Genomic DNA, 19879 nt, shown 5'->3' on the forward strand with positions numbered 1-19879 from the left:
AACCATCTGCACACGTTGAGACGATCGGCCATCGGCGGGGACTTGACTCGCAGTTGACACCTCCAGGTGGGTGATCTCACCTACCTGGAATCGTTTTGTACTGCCGTTACGTCTCGATCGGTTGACCAGAAACACCCGAAAGTTGCAACCGAACCATTCCTTGCCACGTGGAAACCGTCCGGATTGTCCCACCCGGACAACAAGGGGTGGTTTTTGTCACTCTTTTGTCCACTAATTGGTACGGCTTTCAATCACACAGTTCGCTAAACGCGGCGTTTAGCGAATGTGCGATTGGTCAGTCGACGGCCTTCCAGCCCTCCGACAGCAGGTCACGGGTCTCCCCGAGCAACTGCGGCAGCACCTTGGTGTGCCCGATGACCGGCATGAAGTTCGCGTCCCCGCCCCACCGCGGCACGACGTGCTGGTGCAGGTGAGCGGCGATCCCGGCCCCCGCGACGACGCCCTGGTTCATACCGACGTTGAACCCGTGCGGCGCCGCCACGTGCCGTGCCACCCGCATCGCCTTCTGCGTGAACGCGGCGAACTCCGCGGTCTCCGACAGCGTCAGATCCGTGTAGTCCGGCACATGCCGATACGGCAGCACCATCAGATGACCGGGGTTGTACGGGTAAAGGTTCAAAACAGCGAAGACCTCGGCACCGCGCGCGATGATCAGCCCGGCCGAGTCGTCGAGCTCGACAACGCGGCAGAACGGGCATCCCTCGGGTTCATCGCCGAGTGCCTTGCCCTCACCCTTGACATAAGACAAGCGGTGCGGAGTCCACAAACGCTGCAAAGCGTCGTGAACCCCGACACCGTCCTGTTCCGAAAACTCAGACGTCACGAGAGCAGTTCCGCGGTGGGCGACGCGTTCTCCCGGCGCTGCACCCAGTCGACGATCTGCTCGACCGCCCGCTCCACCGGCACACCGTTGATCTGCGTGCCGTCGCGGAACCGGAACGAAACCGCGTTCGCCTCCACGTCCTTGGCGCCGGCCAGGAGCATGAACGGCACCTTCTGCATGGTGTGGTTGCGGATCTTCTTCTGCATGCGGTCGTCGGACGCGTCCACGTCGACCCGGATGCCCTTCTTGCGCAGCACCTCGCGCACCGCGAACAGGTGGTCGGCGTTGTCGCTGGTCACCGGGATGCCCACGACCTGCACCGGCGCGAGCCACGCCGGGAACGCGCCCGCGTAGTGCTCGGTCAGCACGCCGAAGAACCGCTCCACCGACCCGAACAACGCGCGGTGGATCATGACCGGGCGCACGCGCGAGCCGTCGGGCCCGGTGTACTCCAGCTCGAACCGCTCCGGCAGGTTGAAGTCGAGCTGGATGGTCGACATCTGCCAGGTGCGGCCGAGCGCGTCACGGCACTGCACCGAGATCTTCGGGCCGTAGAACGCGGCGCCGCCGGGGTCCGGCACGAGCTCCAGACCGGAGTCGCGGGCCACCGACGCGAGCGTCTCGGTCGCCTCCTCCCAGATCTCGTCCGAACCCACGTACTTCTCCGGGTTCTTGGTCGAGAGCTCCAGGTAGAAGTCGTCCAGGCCGTAGTCGCGCAGCAGGTCCAGCACGAAGGTCAGCAGCGAGGTCAGCTCGTCGCGGATCTGGTCCTTGGTGCAGAAGATGTGCGCGTCGTCCTGCGTCATGCCGCGCACGCGGGTCAGGCCGTGCACCACGCCGGACTTCTCGTAGCGGTACACCGAGCCGAACTCGAACATGCGCAGCGGCAGCTCGCGGTACGAACGGCCCCTCGACTTGAAGATCAGGTCGTGGAACGGGCAGTTCATCGGCTTGAGGTAGTAGTCCTGGCCGGGCTTGCGGACCGTGCCGTCCTCATTCAGCTCGGCGTCGAGGTGCATCGCCGGGTACATGCCGTCGCGGTACCAGTCCAGGTGACCGGAGACCTCGAACAGGTTGCCCTTGGTGATGTGCGGCGAGTAGACGAACTCGTAGCCCGCCTCGGTGTGCCGCTGCCGGGAGTAGTCCTCCATGGCCTTGCGGATGATGCCGCCCTTGGGGTGGAACACCGCGAGACCGGAGCCGATCTCGTCGGGGAACGAGAACAGGTCCAGCTCCACGCCCAGCTTGCGGTGGTCGCGGCGCTCGGCCTCGGCCAGGCGCTCCAGGTACGCGTCCTGCGCCTCCTGCGACTCCCACGCGGTGCCGTAGATGCGCTGCAGCTGCGGGTTGTTCTCGTTGCCGCGCCAGTACGCGGCGGCCACGCGGGTCAGCTTGAACGCGGGGATGTGCTTGGTGGTCGGCACGTGCGGGCCGCGGCACAGGTCGCCCCACACCTGCTCACCGGTGCGCGGGTCGAGGTTGTCGTAGATCGTCAGCTCGCCGCCGCCGACCTCCATGACCTCGCTGGTGTCGACGTCGCTCTTGATGTCGACGAGCTCCAGCTTGAACGGCTCGGACGCCAGTTCTGCCTTGGCCGCGTCGACCGACTCCACCACGCGGCGGGAGAACCGCTGCGAGCCCTTGATGATCTGCTTCATGCGCTTCTCCAGCGCCTGCAGGTCCTCGGGGGTGAACGGCCGCTCGACCTGGAAGTCGTAGTAGAAGCCGTCCTTCACGGGCGGGCCGATGCCCAGCTTGGCCTCGGGGAACTGCTGCTGCACCGCCTGCGCCAGCACGTGCGCGGCGGAGTGGCGGATGACGCTGCGGCCGTCCTCGGTGTCCGCGGCGACGGCCTCGACCTCGACGTCGACCTGCGGGGTCCACGACAGGTCGCGCAGGTGGCCCTCGGCGTCCTTCACGACCACGATCGCGTCGGCGCCCTTGCCGGGCAGTCCGGCCTCGCGCACGGCCGTGCCCGCCGTCGTCCCAGCCGGAACCACCACGCGGGGCGGGTTCTGGGCGAGGGCTGGACGCGACTCGGACACGATGACTCCTAGTTCGATCTTCTGGGCTGGAAGTTCTGGTTTGCGGATCAGATGTTATCGGTGCTCAAAACCGACATGACGATCGCGTCGTGGAAGACGCCGTCCCAGAGCAGGGCGTCGCGCAGACGGCCCTCCTCGCGGAAGCCGAGCTTCTTGTACACGTGGATCGCCCTCTCGTTGAACTCGTACACCTCCAGATCCACCCGATGGAGGTCGCGGACGTTGAACGCGTGGTCGAGGACGTGCTTGATCGCGGCGGTGCCGTAACCCTTGCCGAACCCGTCCCAGAGCGCGATCCGCATCCCCGCGGACCGGTTGGGCGGGTTGATCGTCAGCACGACCTCGCCGATGAACCGGCCGTTCTCGGTGATGGCGCGGGTGTAGCGGTCCGGGTCGTTCAGGGTCCGCTCGATGTACGCCTCGTAGTCCTCCAGGGTGAACGTCGCGTGCGTGCCCGTGAGGCGGTTGACCTCGGCGTTGTCCGGGCCGCCCGCGAGCATCTGCGGAGCGAACTCCCTGCGGAGGGGTACGAGTTCCATGTCTCCATCGAACCCGGTGCCCGCAACTCCTTTCCGGAGCGGCGCTACGCAGCCGGTTCTAGGTGGTTTTTCGGATGCGTCTCGGTGGGCAGGGCGAGCAGAGTGTGTGCCCAGCCTGCCGCGCGTTAAGGAGCACCGTCATGCACGACCTGGTGGTCGAGTGTCCGGTCCGCCTCACCGAGTCCAACCGGGACGAACTGCGCCTGCTGTACGCCGACCTGCGCGACCACTACGCGCGCCGCGACGCCCGTGACGGCACGCGCACGACGTTGCACTTCGTGTGGTCGGGTGACCTCGACCCGGAGCTGTTCGGCGCCACCTACGCCGACCAGCGGCACATCTTCACCGCCTCCCGCCCGGTGCTCAACTCCGCGAAGCACCCCGAGGGGCTTCAGGAAACGAACAGGTGGCTGTCAGGCTCAGCTCAGCCGAACGGCGCATCGTTGAGGACATGAGCGAGCAGGGACAGGCGCCTGGACCGCAGGAGCCGTCGCCCCGGGACGGGGCGCAGAACGTACCGCAGGCGGCCCGGCCTGCACCGGAGCAGGCAACCACCCCGCTGCCCGCCGACGCACCGGCCACGCCTGGTCAGCAGCCCACCGCCGAGTACCCGGCGGCGGAAGCACCCGCCGGCCGGCCCGGCGAGGCGGTGCCCGGAGCACCCGCCGCGCATCCGGAGCCCGGAGCAGAAGCGCCTCCCGCGCCGGGACAGCCGACGGCGACGGCCGCCGAAGCACCCGCCGCAGCGTCCGGAGCACCCGGCCCGCATCCGGCGGCGGCAGCGGTCCCTCCAGCCGCGGCACCGGCCGCCCGTGGCCGCGTGCGGCGGTTCGCCGGTCACCGCGCCACGCAGCTCGTCGCCGTGGGCCTGCTGGGCCTCGTGCTCGGCGGCGGCATCGTGGGCGCGGTCGCGGCCAACCGCTTCGACCACCGCCCCGGCCCCGGTCACGTCCGGATGTACGACCGCGGCCAGGATCGGGGTCAGGATCGGGGCGGTTTCGACCAGCGCGGCCCGTTCGGCGACCAAGGCAACCGCGGCGACCGCCCCCAGCGGTAGCCCACCGACCGAGCGCACGACGCGCGTTTCTGCCCCAATCCCCGACGACGCGCGTCGTGCGCTCCCCGAAAGCCAGGAACGCACGCCCCCGCAGGATTAATCCCCCTCGTCCCGCGGTGGCGTGCGTTCCGCCCTAAACCTCACTGGGAGTGCTGCGGTCCCAGCCGGATCGCCAGCAGCTGCCGCCGCAGCACCTTCCCGGTCGCGTTGCGCGGCAGTTGCGGCACGACCACGACCTCGCGCGGGACCTTGTGCCGCGCCAGCCGGGTCCGCACGAACTCGCGCAGCTCCCGCACGTCGATCCGCGCGCCCGCCACCGGCACCACGAAGGCGCGCAACCGTTGCCCGTACTCGGGATCCGGCACGCCGAGCACCGCCGCGTCGCGCACCCGGTAGTGGGTCATCAGCAGGTTCTCCACCTCGACCGGGTACACGTTCTCGCCGCCGGACACGATCATGTCGTCCTCGCGGCCGTCGAAGTACAGGCGCCCGGCGGGGTCGAAGTGGCCGAGGTCCCCGGTCGCGACGAGGCCGTCGATGCTGTCCTTGCGCGTGCCGTCGGTGTAGCCGTCGACGGTCAACGAGCCGCGCACGTAGATGCGGCCCGTCACGAACGCACGGGTGATGCGGTTTCCGTTGTCGTCGTACAACCTCACGATGCAGTTGTGCGGTGGCATGCCCACGCACGACGGTGCGGCGGCCAGGTCCGCCGGCGTGGCGACGGTGGCGACCGCGACCTCCGTGGAGCCGTAGAGGTTGTAGAGCACCGGTCCCAGCGCGGCCATGGTGCGCTCGACGAGGTCCGGGGGAAGTGCCGCGCCGGAGCAGAACACCACCCGCAGGTGCCGCAGGTCGAACGAGTCCAGCACGGACCGGTCGAGCTCCATGATCCGCTGCAGCATCGTCGGCACCAGCACGATCGTCGTGCACCGCTGGCCCTGCACCGACCACAGCGTCCGGCGCGGGTCGAACCGCCGTTGCAGCACCGCGCGCGATCCCAGCGACAGCGCGAGGGTCAGGTGCGAGTAGCCGACCGCGTGGAAGATCGGCGCGGCGATGAACGTCGACTCCCCCGCCTGCATCGGGATGCGGTCCAGGAAGTCCGACGCCGTCAGCACCGACTTGATCTCGCGGTAGGTGCCCTTCGGCGTGCCGGTCGTGCCGGACGTCAGCTGGATGACGATGCCCGGCTCGCGCGGCGGTTCCAGCTCTCCGCGCGGCGCCTTCGCCACCAGCTGGTCGAGGGTCGGCGTGCGACGGTCCAGGCCGTCGCGCGACCACGCGAGCCACCGCGGGATCGACGGCGGCAGCTGGTGGAACAGCGGCGTGAACTCCTCATCGTGAATGACGACCATCGCGCGTTCACGTTGCAGGAGATCGAGAACGACCGGAGCGCCGAAGCCGGTGTTCACCAGCAACGCGCGCACGCCGAGCTTCGCGCACGCCAGCAGGGTTTCCACCATTCCGCGGTGGTTGCGGCACATCACGGCGACGACGTGCGTGTGCTGCACCCCCAGCGCGCGCAGTCCCTGTGCGATCGCGGTGGAACGCCGGTCCAGTTGCCGGTAGGTCACCGAACCGCGTTCGTCGACGACGGCGACACCGTCCGGGTTCAGCCGGACGGAACGGCGCAACGCCGTGACGTTCGGCCCCCAGACCTTGACCTCTTTCAACGCCTGCACGGACATCTTCAAGTTCGTGAGACTCACCATGCCCGCGGCGGACAAGACACGGAGTGAGTGCACCCGGCCCATGGCGTCGCGAAACACCTTGCGCAACCCTGGCATCAACAGCTCCTCGCGCTGCAAGTCCCCGAGGTATTCGGACGGTAACTGTCCGCAAGCCCCACGCCAAGAGTTGTTCCATGCGGAATGTGCATGACAACGCGACAATCGGACCTGTAAACGTTTTCATGTTACGGCGGTCTGACCGGTCAGACCAAAAAGCCCCGCAGCAACGACGCCGTGCCGTCGAGGTGCTCCGCCATCGCCTGCCGCGCCGAGGCCGGGTCTCCGTCCAAAATGGAGGTGATGATGCGCTCGTGCTGGGCGTTGGAGTGGGCGAGGTTCGGTTCGAGCAGCGGGATGGTGTCGAGCAGCTCGTTCACCCGCATCCGGGAGTCCGCCACGGCCGCGGTGAGCGCCGCGGAGCCGGTCGCCTCGGCGATCGCGAGGTGCAGCCGCGAGTCCTTGCGCCGGTACTCCGCCAGCGACGCGGTCGAGGCCTCGTCCAGCCGTGCGCGCAGCCCGCGGCGTTCGGCCGGGCCGAGGGAACGGCCCGCCGCGGTCTCCGCGGCACCGGTCTCCAGGACTTTCCGCAGCGTGAGCATGTCGTGGATGTCGCCGAACTCCTTGCCGGGCGCGGACTTCGGGATCACGTCGTTGACGAACGTGCCGCCGTACCGTCCCCTGCGGGACTCGACGTAGTTGTTCTCCTGCAACGATCTGATGGCCTCGCGCACGGTCACCCGGCTCACCCCGAGCCGGGTGGCCAGCTCCCGTTCGGACGGCAGCCGCTCACCCGGCACGACGACGCCGAGCCGGATGGCCTGCATGAGCCGTTCGACGGTCTCTTCGAAGGCGTTGCCCGCCCGCACGGGGCGGAACAACGCCTCCTCCGCGTGTTCCATTAGAGCGGCGTCACGTACGCGCCGGCGATGCCGCCGTCCACGAGGAAGTTCGACGCGGTCATGAACGACGAGTCGTCGGAGGCCAGAAACGCGACCGCGGCGGCGATTTCCTCAGGTTCGGCGAACCGGCCGAGCGGGACGTGGACGAGGCGCCGGGCGGCCCGCTCGGGGTCCTTCGCGAACAGCTCCTGCAGCAGCGGCGTGTTGACCGGGCCGGGGGAAAGCGCATTCACCCGGATGCCCTCGCGCGCGAACTGCACACCGAGCTCACGGGACATCGCCAGCACGCCGCCCTTCGACGCCGTGTAGGAGATCTGCGACGTCGCCGCACCCATCGTCGCCACGAACGACGCCGTGTTGATGATGGAACCCTTGCCGTTGGCCTGCATGTGCGGAATGGCGTACTTGCAACACAAATAAACCGACGTCAGGTTCACCTTCTGGACACGCTCCCACGCCTCGATGCCCGTCGTCAGGATCGAGTCGTCGTCGGGCGGCGAGATACCCGCGTTGTTGAACGCGATGTCCAGCTTGCCGTAAGTGTCCACAGTGGTCTGGAAAAGGGCCTTGACCTGTTCCTCGTCGGTCACGTCGACCTGGACGAACAGGCCGCCGACCTCGTCCGCGGCCGCCTTGCCCGCGTTCGGGTCGACATCGGCGACGACGACCTTCGCGCCCTCGCTCGCGAACCTGCGCACGGTCGCGAGTCCGATGCCGCTGCCGCCACCCGTCACGACGGCCACGCGGCCCTCGAGTCGCTGCACCATCTCTGTTCTCCTCAGGTTCGCCTGAAATCAGGTAGCGATGAAGACGTTCTTGACTTCGGTGAAGGAATCGAGTGCGTCCGGACCGAGCTCACGGCCGAGCCCGGACTGCTTCACCCCACCGAACGGGGTCCAGTAGCGAACGGACGAATGCGAGTTGACAGACAGATTTCCGGCCTCGACCGCTCGCGACACCCGGATGGCGCGGCCGACGTCCCGCGTCCAGATCGAACCGGACAGCCCGTACTCGGAGTCGTTCGCGATCCTGATCGCGTCCGCTTCGTCGGTGAACGGCAGCACGACGACGACCGGTCCGAAGATCTCCTCGGTGACCGTCGCGTGGTCCGCGGGCGGCGTCAGCACCGTCGGCGGGAACCAGAATCCCGGACCGTCCGGCGCCGAGCCGCGGAAGGCGACGTGGCTGTCGTCTGGTACGTAAGACGCCACCTTGCCGAGGTGCGCCGCGGAGATGAGCGGCCCCATCTCGGTCGCCTCGTCGCCGGGCGAGGCGACCTTCACGCCCTTGACCGCGGGCTCCAGCAGCTCCATGAACCGGTCGTAGACGCTCGCCTGCACGAGGATCCGCGAGCGCGCGCAGCAGTCCTGCCCGGCGTTGTCGAACACCCCGTACGGCGCGGTCGCCGCCGCCTTCTCCAGGTCCGAGTCCGCGAAGACGATGTTCGCCGACTTGCCGCCCAGCTCCAGCGTCACCCGCTTCACCTGGTCCGCGCAGCCCGCCATGATCTGCTTGCCGACCCCCGTCGACCCGGTGAAGACGACCTTGCGCACCAACGGGTGCGTGACGAACCGGTTGCCGACGACGCTGCCCTTGCCCGGCAGCACCTGGAACACGCCCTCCGGGATCCCGGCCTCCAGGGCCAGCTCACCGAGCCGGATCGCGGTCAGCGGCGTCAGCTCGGCGGGCTTCAGCACGACGGTGTTGCCGGCCGCGAGAGCGGGCGCGAAGCCCCACCCGGCGATCGGCATCGGGAAGTTCCACGGCACGATCACGCCGACGACGCCGAGCGGCTCGTGGAACGTGACGTCCAGGCCGCCGGGCACCGGGATCTGCTTGCCGAACAACCGTTCCGGCGCGGCCGCGTAGTAGTGCAGCACGTCACGGACGTTGCCGGCCTCCCACCGCGCGTTGCCGATGGTGTGCCCGGAGTTCTCGACCTCCAGCAGTGCCAGTTCCTCGCCGTGCGCGTCGACGAGCTCCGCGAACTTCCGCAGCAACCGGCCGCGGTCGCCGGGAGCGACGTGCCGCCAGCTCTCGAACGCCTGTTGCGCCCGGACGATCGCCGCGTCCGTCTCTTCGAGAGAGGTGTGCGGAACAGACCGCACGATCTTCTCGGTGGCCGGGTTGATGACGTCAAAGGTCACGACGCTTTGCTCCTTGCCGCTGCCACTAGCGCTTCGAACAACCTCAGGTCCTCGATGTCCTGCTCGGGGTGCGACTGCACGCCGACGACGAACCGCGCGCCGTCCAGTTCGACGGCCTCGATGGTGCCGTCGGGCGCGGACGCGGTGACGCGCAGCCCGTCGGCGACCCGGTCCAGCGACTGGTGGTGATGGCAGTGCACGTTGGTGCGGTCGCCCAGGATCGCGTGCAGCTGCGTCCCGGGAACGACCGTGACGTCGGTGTGCCCGAACACGCCCTGCCCCTCGGTGTGGCCCTCGACGTGCTGGTGCAGCGTGCCGCCCAGCGCCACGTTGAGCACCTGCATGCCCCGGCACACGCCGAGCACCGGCAGGTCGAGCTTCAGCGCGGCCTCGGCCAGCGCGAACTCGGCCTCGTCGCGGTCGCGGCGCGGTTCGCCGGTCAGCGGGTGCGGTTCGGCCCCGTAGGTGGCGGGGTCGAGGTCCGCGCCGCCCGCGAGGACGAGGCCGTCGAGGAACCCGATGGTCTCCGCGGTCCAGGTGCCGACGGGCGGCAGCATGACCGGGTTGCCACCGGCCTGCGCCACGCAGTCGAGGTATCCGCGGTGCAGCACGGCGGCTTCCACGTCCCAGAACCCGAACCGCGTGCGTTCCAGGTAGGTGCTGATGCCGATGAGGGGCTTAGAGGCGCTCAAACCCGCGTACCTTCTCCCAGTCCGTGATCGCCGCGTCGAACGCGTCGAGCTCGACCTTGGCCGCGTTCAGGTAGTGGTCGACGACATCCTTGCCGAACGCCTCCCGCGCGAGCTCACTGGCCGCCAGCAGCTCGGCCGCCTCGCGCAACGTCGTCGGCACGGTCGGCCGGTCCGAGGCGTAGGCGTTGCCGACGAACTCGTCCTCCAGCGCGAGCTTCTGCTCGACTCCGTGCAGTCCGGCCGCGATCAACGCCGCCACCGCCAGGTACGGGTTCACGTCACCGCCGGGCACCCGGTTCTCGAACCGGAGCGACTGTCCGTGACCGACCACGCGCAGCGCGCACGTGCGGTTGTCCCGGCCCCAGGCCACCGCGGTCGGCGCGAACGAGCCCTTCACGAACCGCTTGTAGGAGTTGATGTTCGGCGCGAGGAAGTAGGTGAGTTCGCGCAGCGCGGCCAGCTGGCCGGCCAGGAAGTGCCGCATCAGCTCCGACATGCCGTGCCCCTCGGCGAACACCGGTTCGCCGTCCTTCGCGCGCACGGAGAGGTGGATGTGGCAGGAGTTGCCCTCGCGTTCGTTGTACTTCGCCATGAACGTGAGCGACTTGCCCTGCTGCGCCGCGATCTCCTTGGCACCGTTCTTGTAGATGGCGTGCTGGTCGCACGTCCGCAGCGCCGTCGTGTAGCGGAACGCGATCTCGTGCTGGCCCGGGTTGCACTCGCCCTTGGCCGACTCGACGACCATGCCCGCGCCCGTCATGCCGTTGCGGATGGCCCGCAGCAGCGGTTCGACGCGCGCGGTGCCCAGCAACGAGTAGTCGACGTTGTACTGGTTGGACGGCGTGAGGTTGCGGTAGCCGGCGTTCCACGCCTGCTCGTAGGTGTCGTCGAAGACGATGAACTCCAGCTCGGTGCCGACGTAGCACTCCAGGCCGAGCGCGGCGAGCCGGTCGAGCTGCTTGCGCAGGATCTGCCGCGGTGAGGCGACGACCGGGTCGCCGTTCTCCCAGACGAGGTCGCACATGACGAGCGCGGTGCCCTCCTGCCACGGCACGCGCCGCAGGGTCGAGATGTCCGGCTTCATCACGAAGTCGCCGTACCCGCGCTCCCAGCTGGACATCTCGAAGCCGCTGACCGGGTTCATCTCGACGTCGACGGCGAGCAGGTAGTTGCAGCCCTCCGCGGCGTGCCCGAGCACCTCGTCGAGGAAGTACCGCGCCGCGCACCGCTTGCCCTGCAGACGGCCCTGCATGTCCACGATCGCGACCAGGACGGTGTCGATCTCACCGGTGTCCACGGCCTCGCGCAACTCCTCGACGGTCAGCATCCCGCGTTCCTCCAAAGGTATGTCTGCGAGCCATTGGCCGCACCATCTTGACACCATCAGGTGACTCGCGCCACCCTTCACCACCGTCTAATGGACTGGACGGAGTCCAAATGGGAGGACGCCGATGAGTCACGAAGCAGACAGTCCCGCCACCTCGCGCTCCGCCGACGAGCAACGCCTCCACGAGCTCGGTTACGCACAGGAGCTGGCCCGGACCATGTCCGGGTTCTCCAACTTCGCCGTGTCCTTCACGATCATCTCGATCCTGTCCGGCTGCCTGACCCTGTACGGCTTCGGCATGAACACCGGCGGCCCGGCGCTGATCGTGTGGGGCTGGCCGTTCGTCGGCCTGATGACCCTGATCGTCGGCCTCGCGATGGCGGAGGTCTGCTCCAGCTTCCCGACCGCGGGCGGGCTGTACTACTGGGCGGCCAAGCTCGCACCGAGCAACGGCGCCGCCTGGTCGTGGTTCACCGGCTGGTTCAACTTCCTCGGCCAGGTCGCGGTGACGGCGGGCATCGACTTCGGCGCGGCGTTCTTCATCAACGCCTTCCTCGACCTGCAGTTCGGTTTCGCCGCCACGCCGCCGAACACCATCCTGATCTTCGGCATCGTGCTGGTGCTGCACGGGTTGCTCAACACGTTCGGCGTCAAGCTCGTGGCGCTGCTCAACGACGTCAGCGTGTGGTGGCACATCGTCGGCGTGATGGTCATCGTCGGCGCGTTGGTGATCCTGCCGTCCGAGCACCAGTCCGCCTCCTACGTCTTCACGACGTTCGTCAACAACACCGGCTGGTCTTCGGCGTTCTACGTCGGCCTGCTCGGACTCCTGCTGGCGCAGTACACCTTCACCGGCTATGACGCCTCGGCCCACATGACCGAGGAGACGCACGACGCGGCCCGCAGCGGCCCGCGCGGCATCGTGATGTCGATCGTGGTCTCGCTGATCGCGGGCTGGGTGCTGCTCGTCGGCATCACGTTCGCCATCCGCGACTACGACGGCGCGATCAACAGCGCGACCGGCGTGCCGCCCGCGCAGATCTTCATCGACGCGCTGGGCGTGACCGGCGGCAAGCTGTTGCTGCTCATCGCGATCGGCGCGCAGCTGTTCTGCGGCATGTCCTCGGTGACCGCGAACTCGCGGATGATCTACGCCTTCTCGCGGGACGGCGCGCTGCCGGCGTCCTCGATCTGGCACAAGATCAACAAGCGCACCCGCACGCCCACGAACGCGATCTGGCTGGCCGCGGGCGGCGCGTTCGTGCTCGGCCTGCCGTACCTGTGGAACGCGACGGCGTACGCGGCGGTCACGTCGATCGCGGTGATCGGCCTCTACATCGCCTACGTGCTGCCGACCCTGTTGCGGCTGCTGCAGGGCGACCGGTTCGAGCGCGGGCCGTGGCACCTGGGCCGGTGGAGCAAGCCGATCGGTGTCGTGGCGGTCGCCTGGGTCGTGTTCATCACCGTGCTGTTCATGCTGCCGCAGGCGTACCCGGTGACGGCGAAGACGTTCAACTACACGCCGATCGCGGTGCTGGTGGTGCTCGGGTTCGCGGGCATCTGGTGGCTCGCGTCGGCGCGGAAGTGGTTCACCGGCCCCAAGGTCCAGGGCACGCCGGAGGAACTGGCGGCGATCGAACGGGAGCTGGACTCGATCTGATGCCGCGCGCACTGATCCTCGGCGGCACGGGCCTCATCGGCCGTGCCGCCGCCCGGCGTCTGCGGGCGAGCGGGTGGACCGTCGACGCCCCCGGCCGGGAGGTGGACCGCGACGATCCCCAGGCCCTGGCGCGCGCCCTGGGCGACGGGGCCGACCTCCTGGTCGACTGCCTCTGCTACACGGCGGCGCACGCCAGGACGTTGCTCCCGTTGGCGCGCAACGCGACCTCGACGGTGATGATCTCCGCCAAGGCCGTCTACGCCGACGACGAGGGCCGGCACGTCAACTCCGCCGAGCCGCCGCGGTTCGCCGGCCCGGTCACCGAGGACCAGCCGACGATGGCACCCGGCGACATGGACTACCAGACGCGCGAGGGTTACGGCGCCAACAAGGTCGCCGCCGAGCACACGTTGCTCGACAGCGGACTGCCGATCACCGTGCTGCGACCGTCCAAAGTGCACGGAATCGGCAACAAGCGCCCGCTGGAGAAGTACTTCGTCGAACGCGTCCTCGCCCGGCATCCGGTGGTGCTGCTGGCGTCGCGGGGCGAAGGCGTCGACCACCCGACGGCCGCGGCCAACATCGCCGCGCTCATCGAGACCGTCGCCGCCCGGCCGGGACGGCGCGTGCTCAACGCGGCGGACCCGGACGCCCCGAACGGCCTGGAGATCTCCCGGATCATCGCGCGGCACTTCGGCCACGACTGGCGCGAGATCCTGCTGGACCACGACAAGCTCGGCCGCCACCCGTGGCACCGCGGGTTCGTCCTCGACACCTCGGCGGCTCAGGCGCTGGGGTACCGCCCGGCCGGCGACTACGCCACCACCGTCGCCGAGACCCTGGACCGGCTCGGCACGGAGCTTCGAGCAGTTCGTGGCAGGATCGGGCGTTGTGAGTGACATTCAACGTGTGGGAGTCGTCGGTTCCGGCCTCATGGGCTCCGGAATCGCCGAGGTGAGCGCCCGCGCCGGCCTCGACGTCATCGTCGCCGAGGTCAACGCGAGCGCGGCCGAGGCGGCGCAGGGGCGGATCGCCTCGTCGCTGGCCAGGGGCGTGAAGGCGGGCAAGCTCAGCGAGGCCGACCGCGACGCGGCGCTGGGACGCATCCGGTTCACGACCGACATCGGCGAGTTCGCCGACCGTCAGTTCGTGGTCGAGGCGGTCGCCGAGAACGAGCAGATCAAGACCGAGGTCTTCACCACCCTCGACAAGGTCGTGAAGGACTCCGACGCGATCTTCGCGTCCAACACGTCGTCCATCCCGATCATGAAGCTGGGCATGGCCACCGGCCGTCCCGAGCAGGTCATCGGCGTGCACTTCTTCAACCCGGTGCCGGTGCTGAAGCTGGTCGAGATCGTGCCGTCCCTGCTGACCGGCGCCACCACCCAGGTCCGCGCGGAGGCGTTCGTGCGCGCCACGCTGGGCAAGGAGGTCATCCGCTCCCAGGACCGCGCCGGTTTCGTGGTCAACGCGCTGCTGATCCCGTACCTGCTGTCCGCGATCCGCATGCTGGAGTCCGGTTTCGCCTCCGCCGACGACATCGACAACGGCATGGTGCTCGGCTGCGCCCACCCGATGGGCCCGCTGCGCCTCACCGACCTGATCGGCCTCGACACCACGAAGGCCATCGCCGAGTCGATGTACGACGAGTTCAAGGAGCCGCTGTTCTCGCCGCCGCCGTTGCTGCTGCGCATGGTGGACGCGGGCCTGCTGGGCAAGAAGTCCGGCCGCGGGTTCCACAACTACGCCAAGTGATCAGGGCCGCCGCCGGACCAGCACGGCCAGTTCGGCGGCGGCGTCCCTGAGCAGCTCGACGAACGCCTCGGCCGGCCGGTGCTCCGGCCGGCAGGCGACCGCCGTCACGCGCACCGCCGCCGGGTCGTCGATGCGCGTGACGGCGACCGACGGCGGCAGTGCCGGCACGACCAGACCGGGCACGACCGTGACCCCCAGCCCGGCCGAGACCAGGCCGAGCTTCGCGACCCAGTCCCGCGCCACGTAGGCGATCTCCGGCTCCTCACCGGCCCACGCACCGAGCAACGTCGTGCCCGGCTCGGCGCTGCCCGCGATCCACCGCTGCCCCCGCAACGCCTCCCCCGTGACACTCGGCTGCCCGGCGAACGGATGCCCGAGCGAGGTCGCGACGAACAACGGGTCCTCCAGCAGCGGCGTCACCTCGACCCCCTCCGGCGGCACGGCCTCGGTGACGACGGCGAGGTCCAGCCGCCCGCGCGCCACGGCTCTCACGAGGCCGGGACTCTGCCCCTCGCGCAACGTCACGCGCGTCGCCCTGCTCAGCGCCGCGATGGCGTGCGGCACCAGCACCGCCATCGCCGTGGAGAACGCCCCGACCCGCAACCGCCCGGCCGGCCGCGCGGCGATGTCCTGCAACTGCTGCTGGACCGCGTCCAGCTCCCCCAGCACCACTTCGGCGTGCCGGACGACCACCCGCCCGGCGTCGGTCAACCGCACCCCGCGCGCCTGCCGCTCGAACAGCGCCTGCCCGGCCGCCTGCTCCATCAGCGCGATCTGCCGCGACACGGCCGGCTGCGTGTACCCCAGCCGTTCCGCCGCGTGGGAGAACGACCCGTGCCGACCGGCTTCCCGGACCACCCGCAGCCCCACGACCGTGAACTCACCCATGCGGGAAACTGATACCACACATGCGAGACTGTCGTTTGTCGCATAGCTCGCCGGCTCCTAGCGTGATCGGCATGGGAGCAACCGAGAACAAGAAGCAGATCCAGGCCGTCTTCGACCGGATGGCGCTGGGCCACACCACCGCGCTGAGCGAGGCGATGGCGGACGACTTCCGCTGGGTGATCGCCGGCGACTGGTCGTGGTCGGGCACCTGGGGCCCGAAGAAGGTCGCGCTCGGCGGCCTGCTGCGGCCGTTGATGGCCCAGTTCACCGACTACCGCTGCGAAGCCGATCTCGTCCTGGCCGACGACGACCGCGTGGTGGTGCAGGCCCGCGGCCACGGCACGACGACGCGGGGTGAGCGGTACGAGCAGACCTACTGCTTCGTCCTGCGCATGGCGGACGGGAAGATCACCGAGCTGGTCGAGCACTGCGACACGGCGCTGGTGGAGCGGGTGCTGGACCGCCCGGCGGCCTGACGCCTGGACCGCGGCTTCGGGCCGCCGTCGCGCCTGGTGCTCAGACCGCGGCCTCCAGCCGGTTCATCGAGTGCTGGATCAACCCGACCAGCACGCCCTTCGACGACTCCCGGTCCCGCGCGTCGCACAGCACCACCGGGATCGCGTCGTCGAGGTCCAACGCGTGCCGCACCTCGTCCACCGTGTACAGCTGCGCCCCGTCGAAGCAGTTCACGGCGACCACGAACGGGATCCCGCGGTGCTCGAAGAAGTCGATCGACGGGAACGACGAGTCCAGCCGCCGCGTGTCGACCAGCACGACCGCGCCGATCGCCCCGGTCGCGAGCTCGTCCCACATGAACCAGAACCGGTTCTGGCCCGGCGTGCCGAAGAGGTACAGCACGACGGTCGTGTTGATGGTGATGCGGCCGAAGTCCAGGGCGACCGTGGTGGTGTCCTTGCCCTCGACGCCGGCGAGGTCGTCGACGTGCACGCCGGCCTCGGTGAGCAGTTCCTCGGTGCGCAGGGGCGGGATCTCGGAGACCGACGCGACCATGGTGGTCTTGCCGGTGCCGAACCCGCCCGCGATGACGATCTTGACCGCGGTCGGCACGGTCAGCTGGTCGTCAGATCCCACGAACACCATCCAGTACGGCCTGCAGGAGATTCCGGTCGGGAATCTGGGGGGAGGAGTTCTGCACGAGCACGTCACCGCGCTCGATGAGGTCCGACAGCAGGACCTTCACGACCACGAGCGGCACGTCGAGGTAAGCGGCGACCTCGGCGACCGACAGGGGGCGTGCGCACAGCGCCATGATCTCGCGATGTTCGACCGTCAGCGACGTCTGGTCGGACGCAAGCGAGGAGGCCCGGACCTGCGTCACGAGGTGGAGGTCAGGCGCGTTCGGCCGGGTGCGGCCGCGCACCATGGCGTACGGCCGCACGAGCGGCCCCGCGGCCTCGTCGTACCACCAGTCCTCCCGCGCGGTCATCAGCGTGACTCGCGTGCCGTGGGCACGGTCGCCTGTTCTGCGCGCGGGGCCGACGAGAGGTAGGTGCCCACTCGCTTGACCAGCATGTTCATCTCGTACGCGATCATGCCCATGTCGGCGTCCTCCTCGCCCAGCACGGCCAGGCACGCGCCGTGCCCGGCGGCCGTCACGAACAGGTAGGCGTGCTCCATCTCGACGATGGTCTGCCGCACGGCGCCGCCGCCGAAGTGCCGGCCGGTGCCGCGGGCGAGCGACTGGAACGCCGACGCCATCGCCGACAGGTGCTCGGAGTCGTCGCGGGAGAGGCCCGCCGAGCGGCCGAGCAGGAGTCCGTCCGCCGACAGCACGACCGCGTGCCGGGCGCCGACCACGCGCTGGATGAGGTCTTCCAGCAGCCAGTTCAGTTCGCCGTGCTGGCTGGTGTTGTCCTTCATGACGAGGGGGCTCCTTCTGATCTCCAGTCGTCGGTCAGCCGGGCGTCGCGGGTGCCGCGCTGGAACGCGGCGAGCCCGTCTCGGATCCGCTCGGCCGGCCTTTCGCCGGTCATCGGCTCGGCGTGCGGCATCTCCTCAGCGGACTGCATGAGCTGCGGCGCGAGGTTCTGCCGCTTCTTCCTGCGGGGAAGGGGTGCCTTCCCGTCCTGAGGAGTCACCACGGGGGGTTGTTCGTCCACCGATGCGTCTGTTGCGGAAACGGCTGGGGTGGCCGTTGAGTTCAGTGCCGCCCGCACCTCGGGTGCGAGCGTCACCGGAAAGCTCGGGTGTTCCTCGACGTGACCGTGGTGCTGGTCGTGGAACGACCGCACCGGCATCTGCGTGGTCTCGGTGATGTCGCCCGCGGTGCTGTGCGGGGCGACGATGTTCGGCGGCAGCACGCACAGCGCGACCGTGCCGCCGTAGGGCGAGTCGCGCAGCTCCACCTTGATGCCGCGCCGTGCGGCGAGCCGGGCGACGACGAAGAGGCCGAGGCGGGACTCGCCGCGGAACGCCATCGTCTCGAAGTCCGGCGGGTTGGAGAGCTTCGCGTTGGCCTGCAGGCGTTCCTCCTGCGTCATGCCGAGGCCGTGGTCCTCGATCTCGATCACGATGCCGTGCGGCACGGCGCTGGAGTGGATGATCACCTCGGACCGCGGCGACGAGAACGCCGTCGCGTTGTCGACGAGCTCCGCGAGCAGGTGGATCGTGTCGGCGACGGCCACACCGACCAGCGCGCGGTCGGGCACCGGGTTGACCTTGACCCGGACGTACTGCTCGGTCTCGGCGACCGCGGCGCGGATGACGTCGCTCAGCCGCACCGGCTTGCGCCACTGCCTGCCCGGCTGCTCGCCGGCGAGGATGATCAGGTTCTCCGCGTTGCGGCGGGCCCGCGTCGCCAGGTGGTCGAGCTGGAAGAGCGAGTCGAGCTGGTCGGGGTTCTCCTCCTCGCGTTCCAGCTTGTCGAGGATCTTGAGCTGCCGGTGCACGAGCCCCTGGTTGCGGTGCGCGATGTCGAGGAAGACCCGGTTCACGCCCTCGCGGGCCTGCGTCTCCTTCACCGCGGCCGCGACGGCCGTGTACTGGGCGGTGTTGAACGCGTCGGCGACCTGGCCGATCTCGTCGTTGCCGTAGTCCAGCGGCGGCATGTCGCGGTGGATGTCCACCTGCTCGCCGCCGCGCAGCCGCGCCACGATGTGTGGCAGCCGTTCCTGCGCAAGCCGCAGCGTGTCCTCCCGCAACGACGTCAGCCGCGTGACCAGCGCCCGCGACACGAGCCGGTTCGAGATGCGCAACGCCAGCACGATCCCGACGACCACCGCGAGCAACGCGATGAGGCTGCCGATCAGCACGGCGGTGAACCGGCTGTTGGCCTTGTCGAGGCCGAGGATCGCGCCGTCCTGCGCCTGCTGGGCGGCGATCCGCACGAGCTTCTCGTGCACCGGGCCGGCCGCCGCACGCCACTGCTGCTCGGTGACCGAGGTGTCGCCGTTGATGATCCGGCCTTCGAGATCGAGCAGCGCCCGGTACTCCGGGCTGGTGCGCAGCGCGTCGTACTGGCTGCGCGGCTCCTGCAGCGCGAACGGGATCGTGGCGTCGACACTGGCGTGATAGGCGCCGACGAGCTTGACGAACTCAATGCGTTCGGCCGGGGTGAACTTGCCGTTGAGCAGCCCGCGCGAGCCGATCGTGGCGCCGCGGGACATCCAGTCGGCCGCCTGGAAGATCGACACGGCCTGCAGGTTGGCCTGCCCCGCCTCCGCGTCCGGCACGAGGCGCGCCTGGTGGCTGAAGAGCGCGACGCCCGCGTCCATGAGGCTGTTGTAGTAGTCGTAGACCGCCTGCGGGTTCGCGGTGCGGGCCTCGACCTGGCCGCGTTGCTGCGGCAGTTCGTTCAGCAGGGCGTTCAGCACGTTCACGCGGTCGACGACGTCCTGCGGCGAATTGCCCGAAAGTTCCGCGAAGACGTCTTTCATCTTCCGCAGCGACTCGTCGGTCTGCCCCTGCTGCGTCTTCAGCGCGGCCACGTCCACGCCGGGCGCCTTGCTCAGCAGCACGAGGCTCAGCTGGCGCTCCTTCTGCAGTCCCGCGAACGCCTCCGCCGACGGGGTCGCCATGTCGCGCACGCTCGACGCGATCGAGCGCATGTAGAAAGCGTCGAAAACGGTGTACGAGGAGAAAACGGCCCACATGACCAGCAACACGACACTGGGCACGACGACCACTCCGGCCAACCGCGACCGAATGGTCCGGTAGTTGGTCGGTGTGTAACCGCTCTTCTCGTTCACAGCGCTCTCACGGTCTCCTGTGTCCCACGGCTAGCGCTGCGGGTAACCCGAGTCACTCCTTCGGCTGCAATACGGTAACAAGTGGAGA

Annotated in this window: 20 protein-coding genes; 6 read left to right on the forward strand and 14 right to left on the reverse strand. The window is 69.1% G+C overall.

Annotation, left to right across the window (positions count from 1 at the left end; all coding sequences use genetic code 11):
- Window positions 1–295: 295 nt before the first annotated feature.
- The 3 genes from ACWEIJ_RS31735 to ACWEIJ_RS31745 form a co-directional block, all read right to left on the reverse strand.
- On the reverse strand, window positions 296–844 hold the full coding sequence (locus tag ACWEIJ_RS31735; RefSeq protein WP_449840922.1) for an HIT family protein: 549 nt from the start codon (window positions 842–844) through the stop codon (window positions 296–298).
- The gene (gene thrS / locus ACWEIJ_RS31740) at window positions 841–2847 is read right to left on the reverse strand and encodes a threonine--tRNA ligase (RefSeq protein WP_449841003.1); all 2007 of its coding nucleotides are present in this window, start codon (window positions 2845–2847) and stop codon (window positions 841–843) included. The genes ACWEIJ_RS31735 and thrS overlap by 4 nt, the downstream gene beginning before the upstream one ends.
- 89 nt (window positions 2848–2936) lie before the next feature.
- Entirely contained in the window at window positions 2937–3428 is a 492-nt protein-coding gene (locus ACWEIJ_RS31745; RefSeq protein ID WP_449840923.1) for a GNAT family N-acetyltransferase, read from the reverse strand.
- A 140-nt stretch (window positions 3429–3568) separates the two neighbouring features.
- On the opposite strand from ACWEIJ_RS31745, the gene ACWEIJ_RS31750 reads away from it, so the two are divergent.
- On the forward strand, window positions 3569–3883 hold the full coding sequence (locus ACWEIJ_RS31750; RefSeq protein ID WP_449840924.1) for a hypothetical protein: 315 nt from the start codon (window positions 3569–3571) through the stop codon (window positions 3881–3883).
- Complete coding sequence (locus ACWEIJ_RS31755; protein WP_449840925.1) at window positions 3880–4485, forward strand: hypothetical protein; 606 nt, start codon at window positions 3880–3882, stop codon at window positions 4483–4485. The genes ACWEIJ_RS31750 and ACWEIJ_RS31755 overlap by 4 nt, the downstream gene beginning before the upstream one ends.
- Window positions 4486–4625: 140 nt before the next feature.
- Here ACWEIJ_RS31755 and ACWEIJ_RS31760 read toward each other — a convergent pair whose 3' ends face one another.
- The 6 genes from ACWEIJ_RS31760 to ACWEIJ_RS31785 all read right to left on the reverse strand — a co-directional run bounded on the left by ACWEIJ_RS31760 (window position 4626) and on the right by ACWEIJ_RS31785 (window position 11280).
- On the reverse strand, window positions 4626–6173 hold the full coding sequence (locus ACWEIJ_RS31760) for an AMP-binding protein (protein ID WP_449841004.1): 1548 nt from the start codon (window positions 6171–6173) through the stop codon (window positions 4626–4628).
- A gap of 245 nt (window positions 6174–6418) precedes the next feature.
- The gene (locus tag ACWEIJ_RS31765) at window positions 6419–7114 is read right to left on the reverse strand and encodes a FadR/GntR family transcriptional regulator (protein ID WP_449840926.1); all 696 of its coding nucleotides are present in this window, start codon (window positions 7112–7114) and stop codon (window positions 6419–6421) included.
- Window positions 7114–7881, reverse strand: a complete 768-nt coding sequence (locus tag ACWEIJ_RS31770) for a 3-oxoacyl-ACP reductase (RefSeq protein WP_109637790.1) — start codon at window positions 7879–7881, stop codon at window positions 7114–7116. Before ACWEIJ_RS31770 ends, ACWEIJ_RS31765 begins: the two co-directional genes overlap by 1 nt.
- Before the next feature lie 27 nt (window positions 7882–7908).
- A complete protein-coding gene (locus tag ACWEIJ_RS31775) occupies window positions 7909–9261 on the reverse strand; it encodes an aldehyde dehydrogenase family protein (RefSeq protein ID WP_449840927.1) in 1353 nt (450 codons plus the stop codon).
- Window positions 9258–9953 carry a gamma-glutamyl-gamma-aminobutyrate hydrolase family protein gene (locus ACWEIJ_RS31780; RefSeq protein ID WP_449840928.1) on the reverse strand — a complete coding sequence of 232 codons (696 nt, stop codon included), beginning with the start codon at window positions 9951–9953 and terminating at the stop codon, window positions 9258–9260. Before ACWEIJ_RS31780 ends, ACWEIJ_RS31775 begins: the two co-directional genes overlap by 4 nt.
- Window positions 9940–11280, reverse strand: a complete 1341-nt coding sequence (locus ACWEIJ_RS31785; RefSeq protein ID WP_449840929.1) for a glutamine synthetase family protein — start codon at window positions 11278–11280, stop codon at window positions 9940–9942. Before ACWEIJ_RS31785 ends, ACWEIJ_RS31780 begins: the two co-directional genes overlap by 14 nt.
- Window positions 11281–11404: 124 nt before the next feature.
- On the opposite strand from ACWEIJ_RS31785, the gene ACWEIJ_RS31790 reads away from it, so the two are divergent.
- Genes ACWEIJ_RS31790 through ACWEIJ_RS31800 form a run of 3 tightly spaced genes read left to right on the forward strand, consistent with a single transcriptional unit; the run spans window position 11405 to window position 14695 of the window.
- Complete coding sequence (locus tag ACWEIJ_RS31790; protein ID WP_449840930.1) at window positions 11405–12940, forward strand: amino acid permease; 1536 nt, start codon at window positions 11405–11407, stop codon at window positions 12938–12940.
- Window positions 12940–13839, forward strand: coding sequence for an NAD-dependent epimerase/dehydratase family protein (locus tag ACWEIJ_RS31795; RefSeq protein ID WP_449840931.1), 900 nt, complete (start codon window positions 12940–12942; stop codon window positions 13837–13839). The genes ACWEIJ_RS31790 and ACWEIJ_RS31795 overlap by 1 nt, the downstream gene beginning before the upstream one ends.
- Window positions 13832–14695: a 3-hydroxybutyryl-CoA dehydrogenase gene (locus ACWEIJ_RS31800; RefSeq protein WP_449840932.1), complete on the forward strand. Its 864-nt coding sequence runs from the start codon at window positions 13832–13834 to the stop codon at window positions 14693–14695. Before ACWEIJ_RS31795 ends, ACWEIJ_RS31800 begins: the two co-directional genes overlap by 8 nt.
- Here the strand turns inward: ACWEIJ_RS31800 and ACWEIJ_RS31805 are convergent, their stop codons facing one another.
- Window positions 14696–15583 carry a LysR family transcriptional regulator gene (locus ACWEIJ_RS31805; protein ID WP_449840933.1) on the reverse strand — a complete coding sequence of 296 codons (888 nt, stop codon included), beginning with the start codon at window positions 15581–15583 and terminating at the stop codon, window positions 14696–14698. It lies immediately after the preceding gene.
- A gap of 71 nt (window positions 15584–15654) precedes the next feature.
- Here ACWEIJ_RS31805 and ACWEIJ_RS31810 point away from each other — a divergent pair, with 71 nt between their 5' ends.
- Complete coding sequence (locus tag ACWEIJ_RS31810; RefSeq protein WP_449840934.1) at window positions 15655–16059, forward strand: nuclear transport factor 2 family protein; 405 nt, start codon at window positions 15655–15657, stop codon at window positions 16057–16059.
- Window positions 16060–16099: 40 nt separating this feature from the next.
- Here ACWEIJ_RS31810 and ACWEIJ_RS31815 read toward each other — a convergent pair whose 3' ends face one another.
- The 4 genes from ACWEIJ_RS31815 to ACWEIJ_RS31830 are packed head-to-tail and all read right to left on the reverse strand — an operon-like array spanning window position 16100 to window position 19791.
- Window positions 16100–16684, reverse strand: a complete 585-nt coding sequence (locus ACWEIJ_RS31815) for a GTP-binding protein (protein WP_449840935.1) — start codon at window positions 16682–16684, stop codon at window positions 16100–16102.
- The gene (locus tag ACWEIJ_RS31820; protein WP_449840936.1) at window positions 16665–17030 is read right to left on the reverse strand and encodes a DUF742 domain-containing protein; all 366 of its coding nucleotides are present in this window, start codon (window positions 17028–17030) and stop codon (window positions 16665–16667) included. Before ACWEIJ_RS31820 ends, ACWEIJ_RS31815 begins: the two co-directional genes overlap by 20 nt.
- Window positions 17030–17464 carry a roadblock/LC7 domain-containing protein gene (locus ACWEIJ_RS31825; RefSeq protein WP_045312938.1) on the reverse strand — a complete coding sequence of 145 codons (435 nt, stop codon included), beginning with the start codon at window positions 17462–17464 and terminating at the stop codon, window positions 17030–17032. Before ACWEIJ_RS31825 ends, ACWEIJ_RS31820 begins: the two co-directional genes overlap by 1 nt.
- Window positions 17461–19791 carry a nitrate- and nitrite sensing domain-containing protein gene (locus ACWEIJ_RS31830; RefSeq protein ID WP_449840937.1) on the reverse strand — a complete coding sequence of 777 codons (2331 nt, stop codon included), beginning with the start codon at window positions 19789–19791 and terminating at the stop codon, window positions 17461–17463. Before ACWEIJ_RS31830 ends, ACWEIJ_RS31825 begins: the two co-directional genes overlap by 4 nt.
- Window positions 19792–19879 lie beyond the last annotated feature (88 nt).

Source organism: Lentzea sp. NPDC004789 (assembly GCF_053601075.1).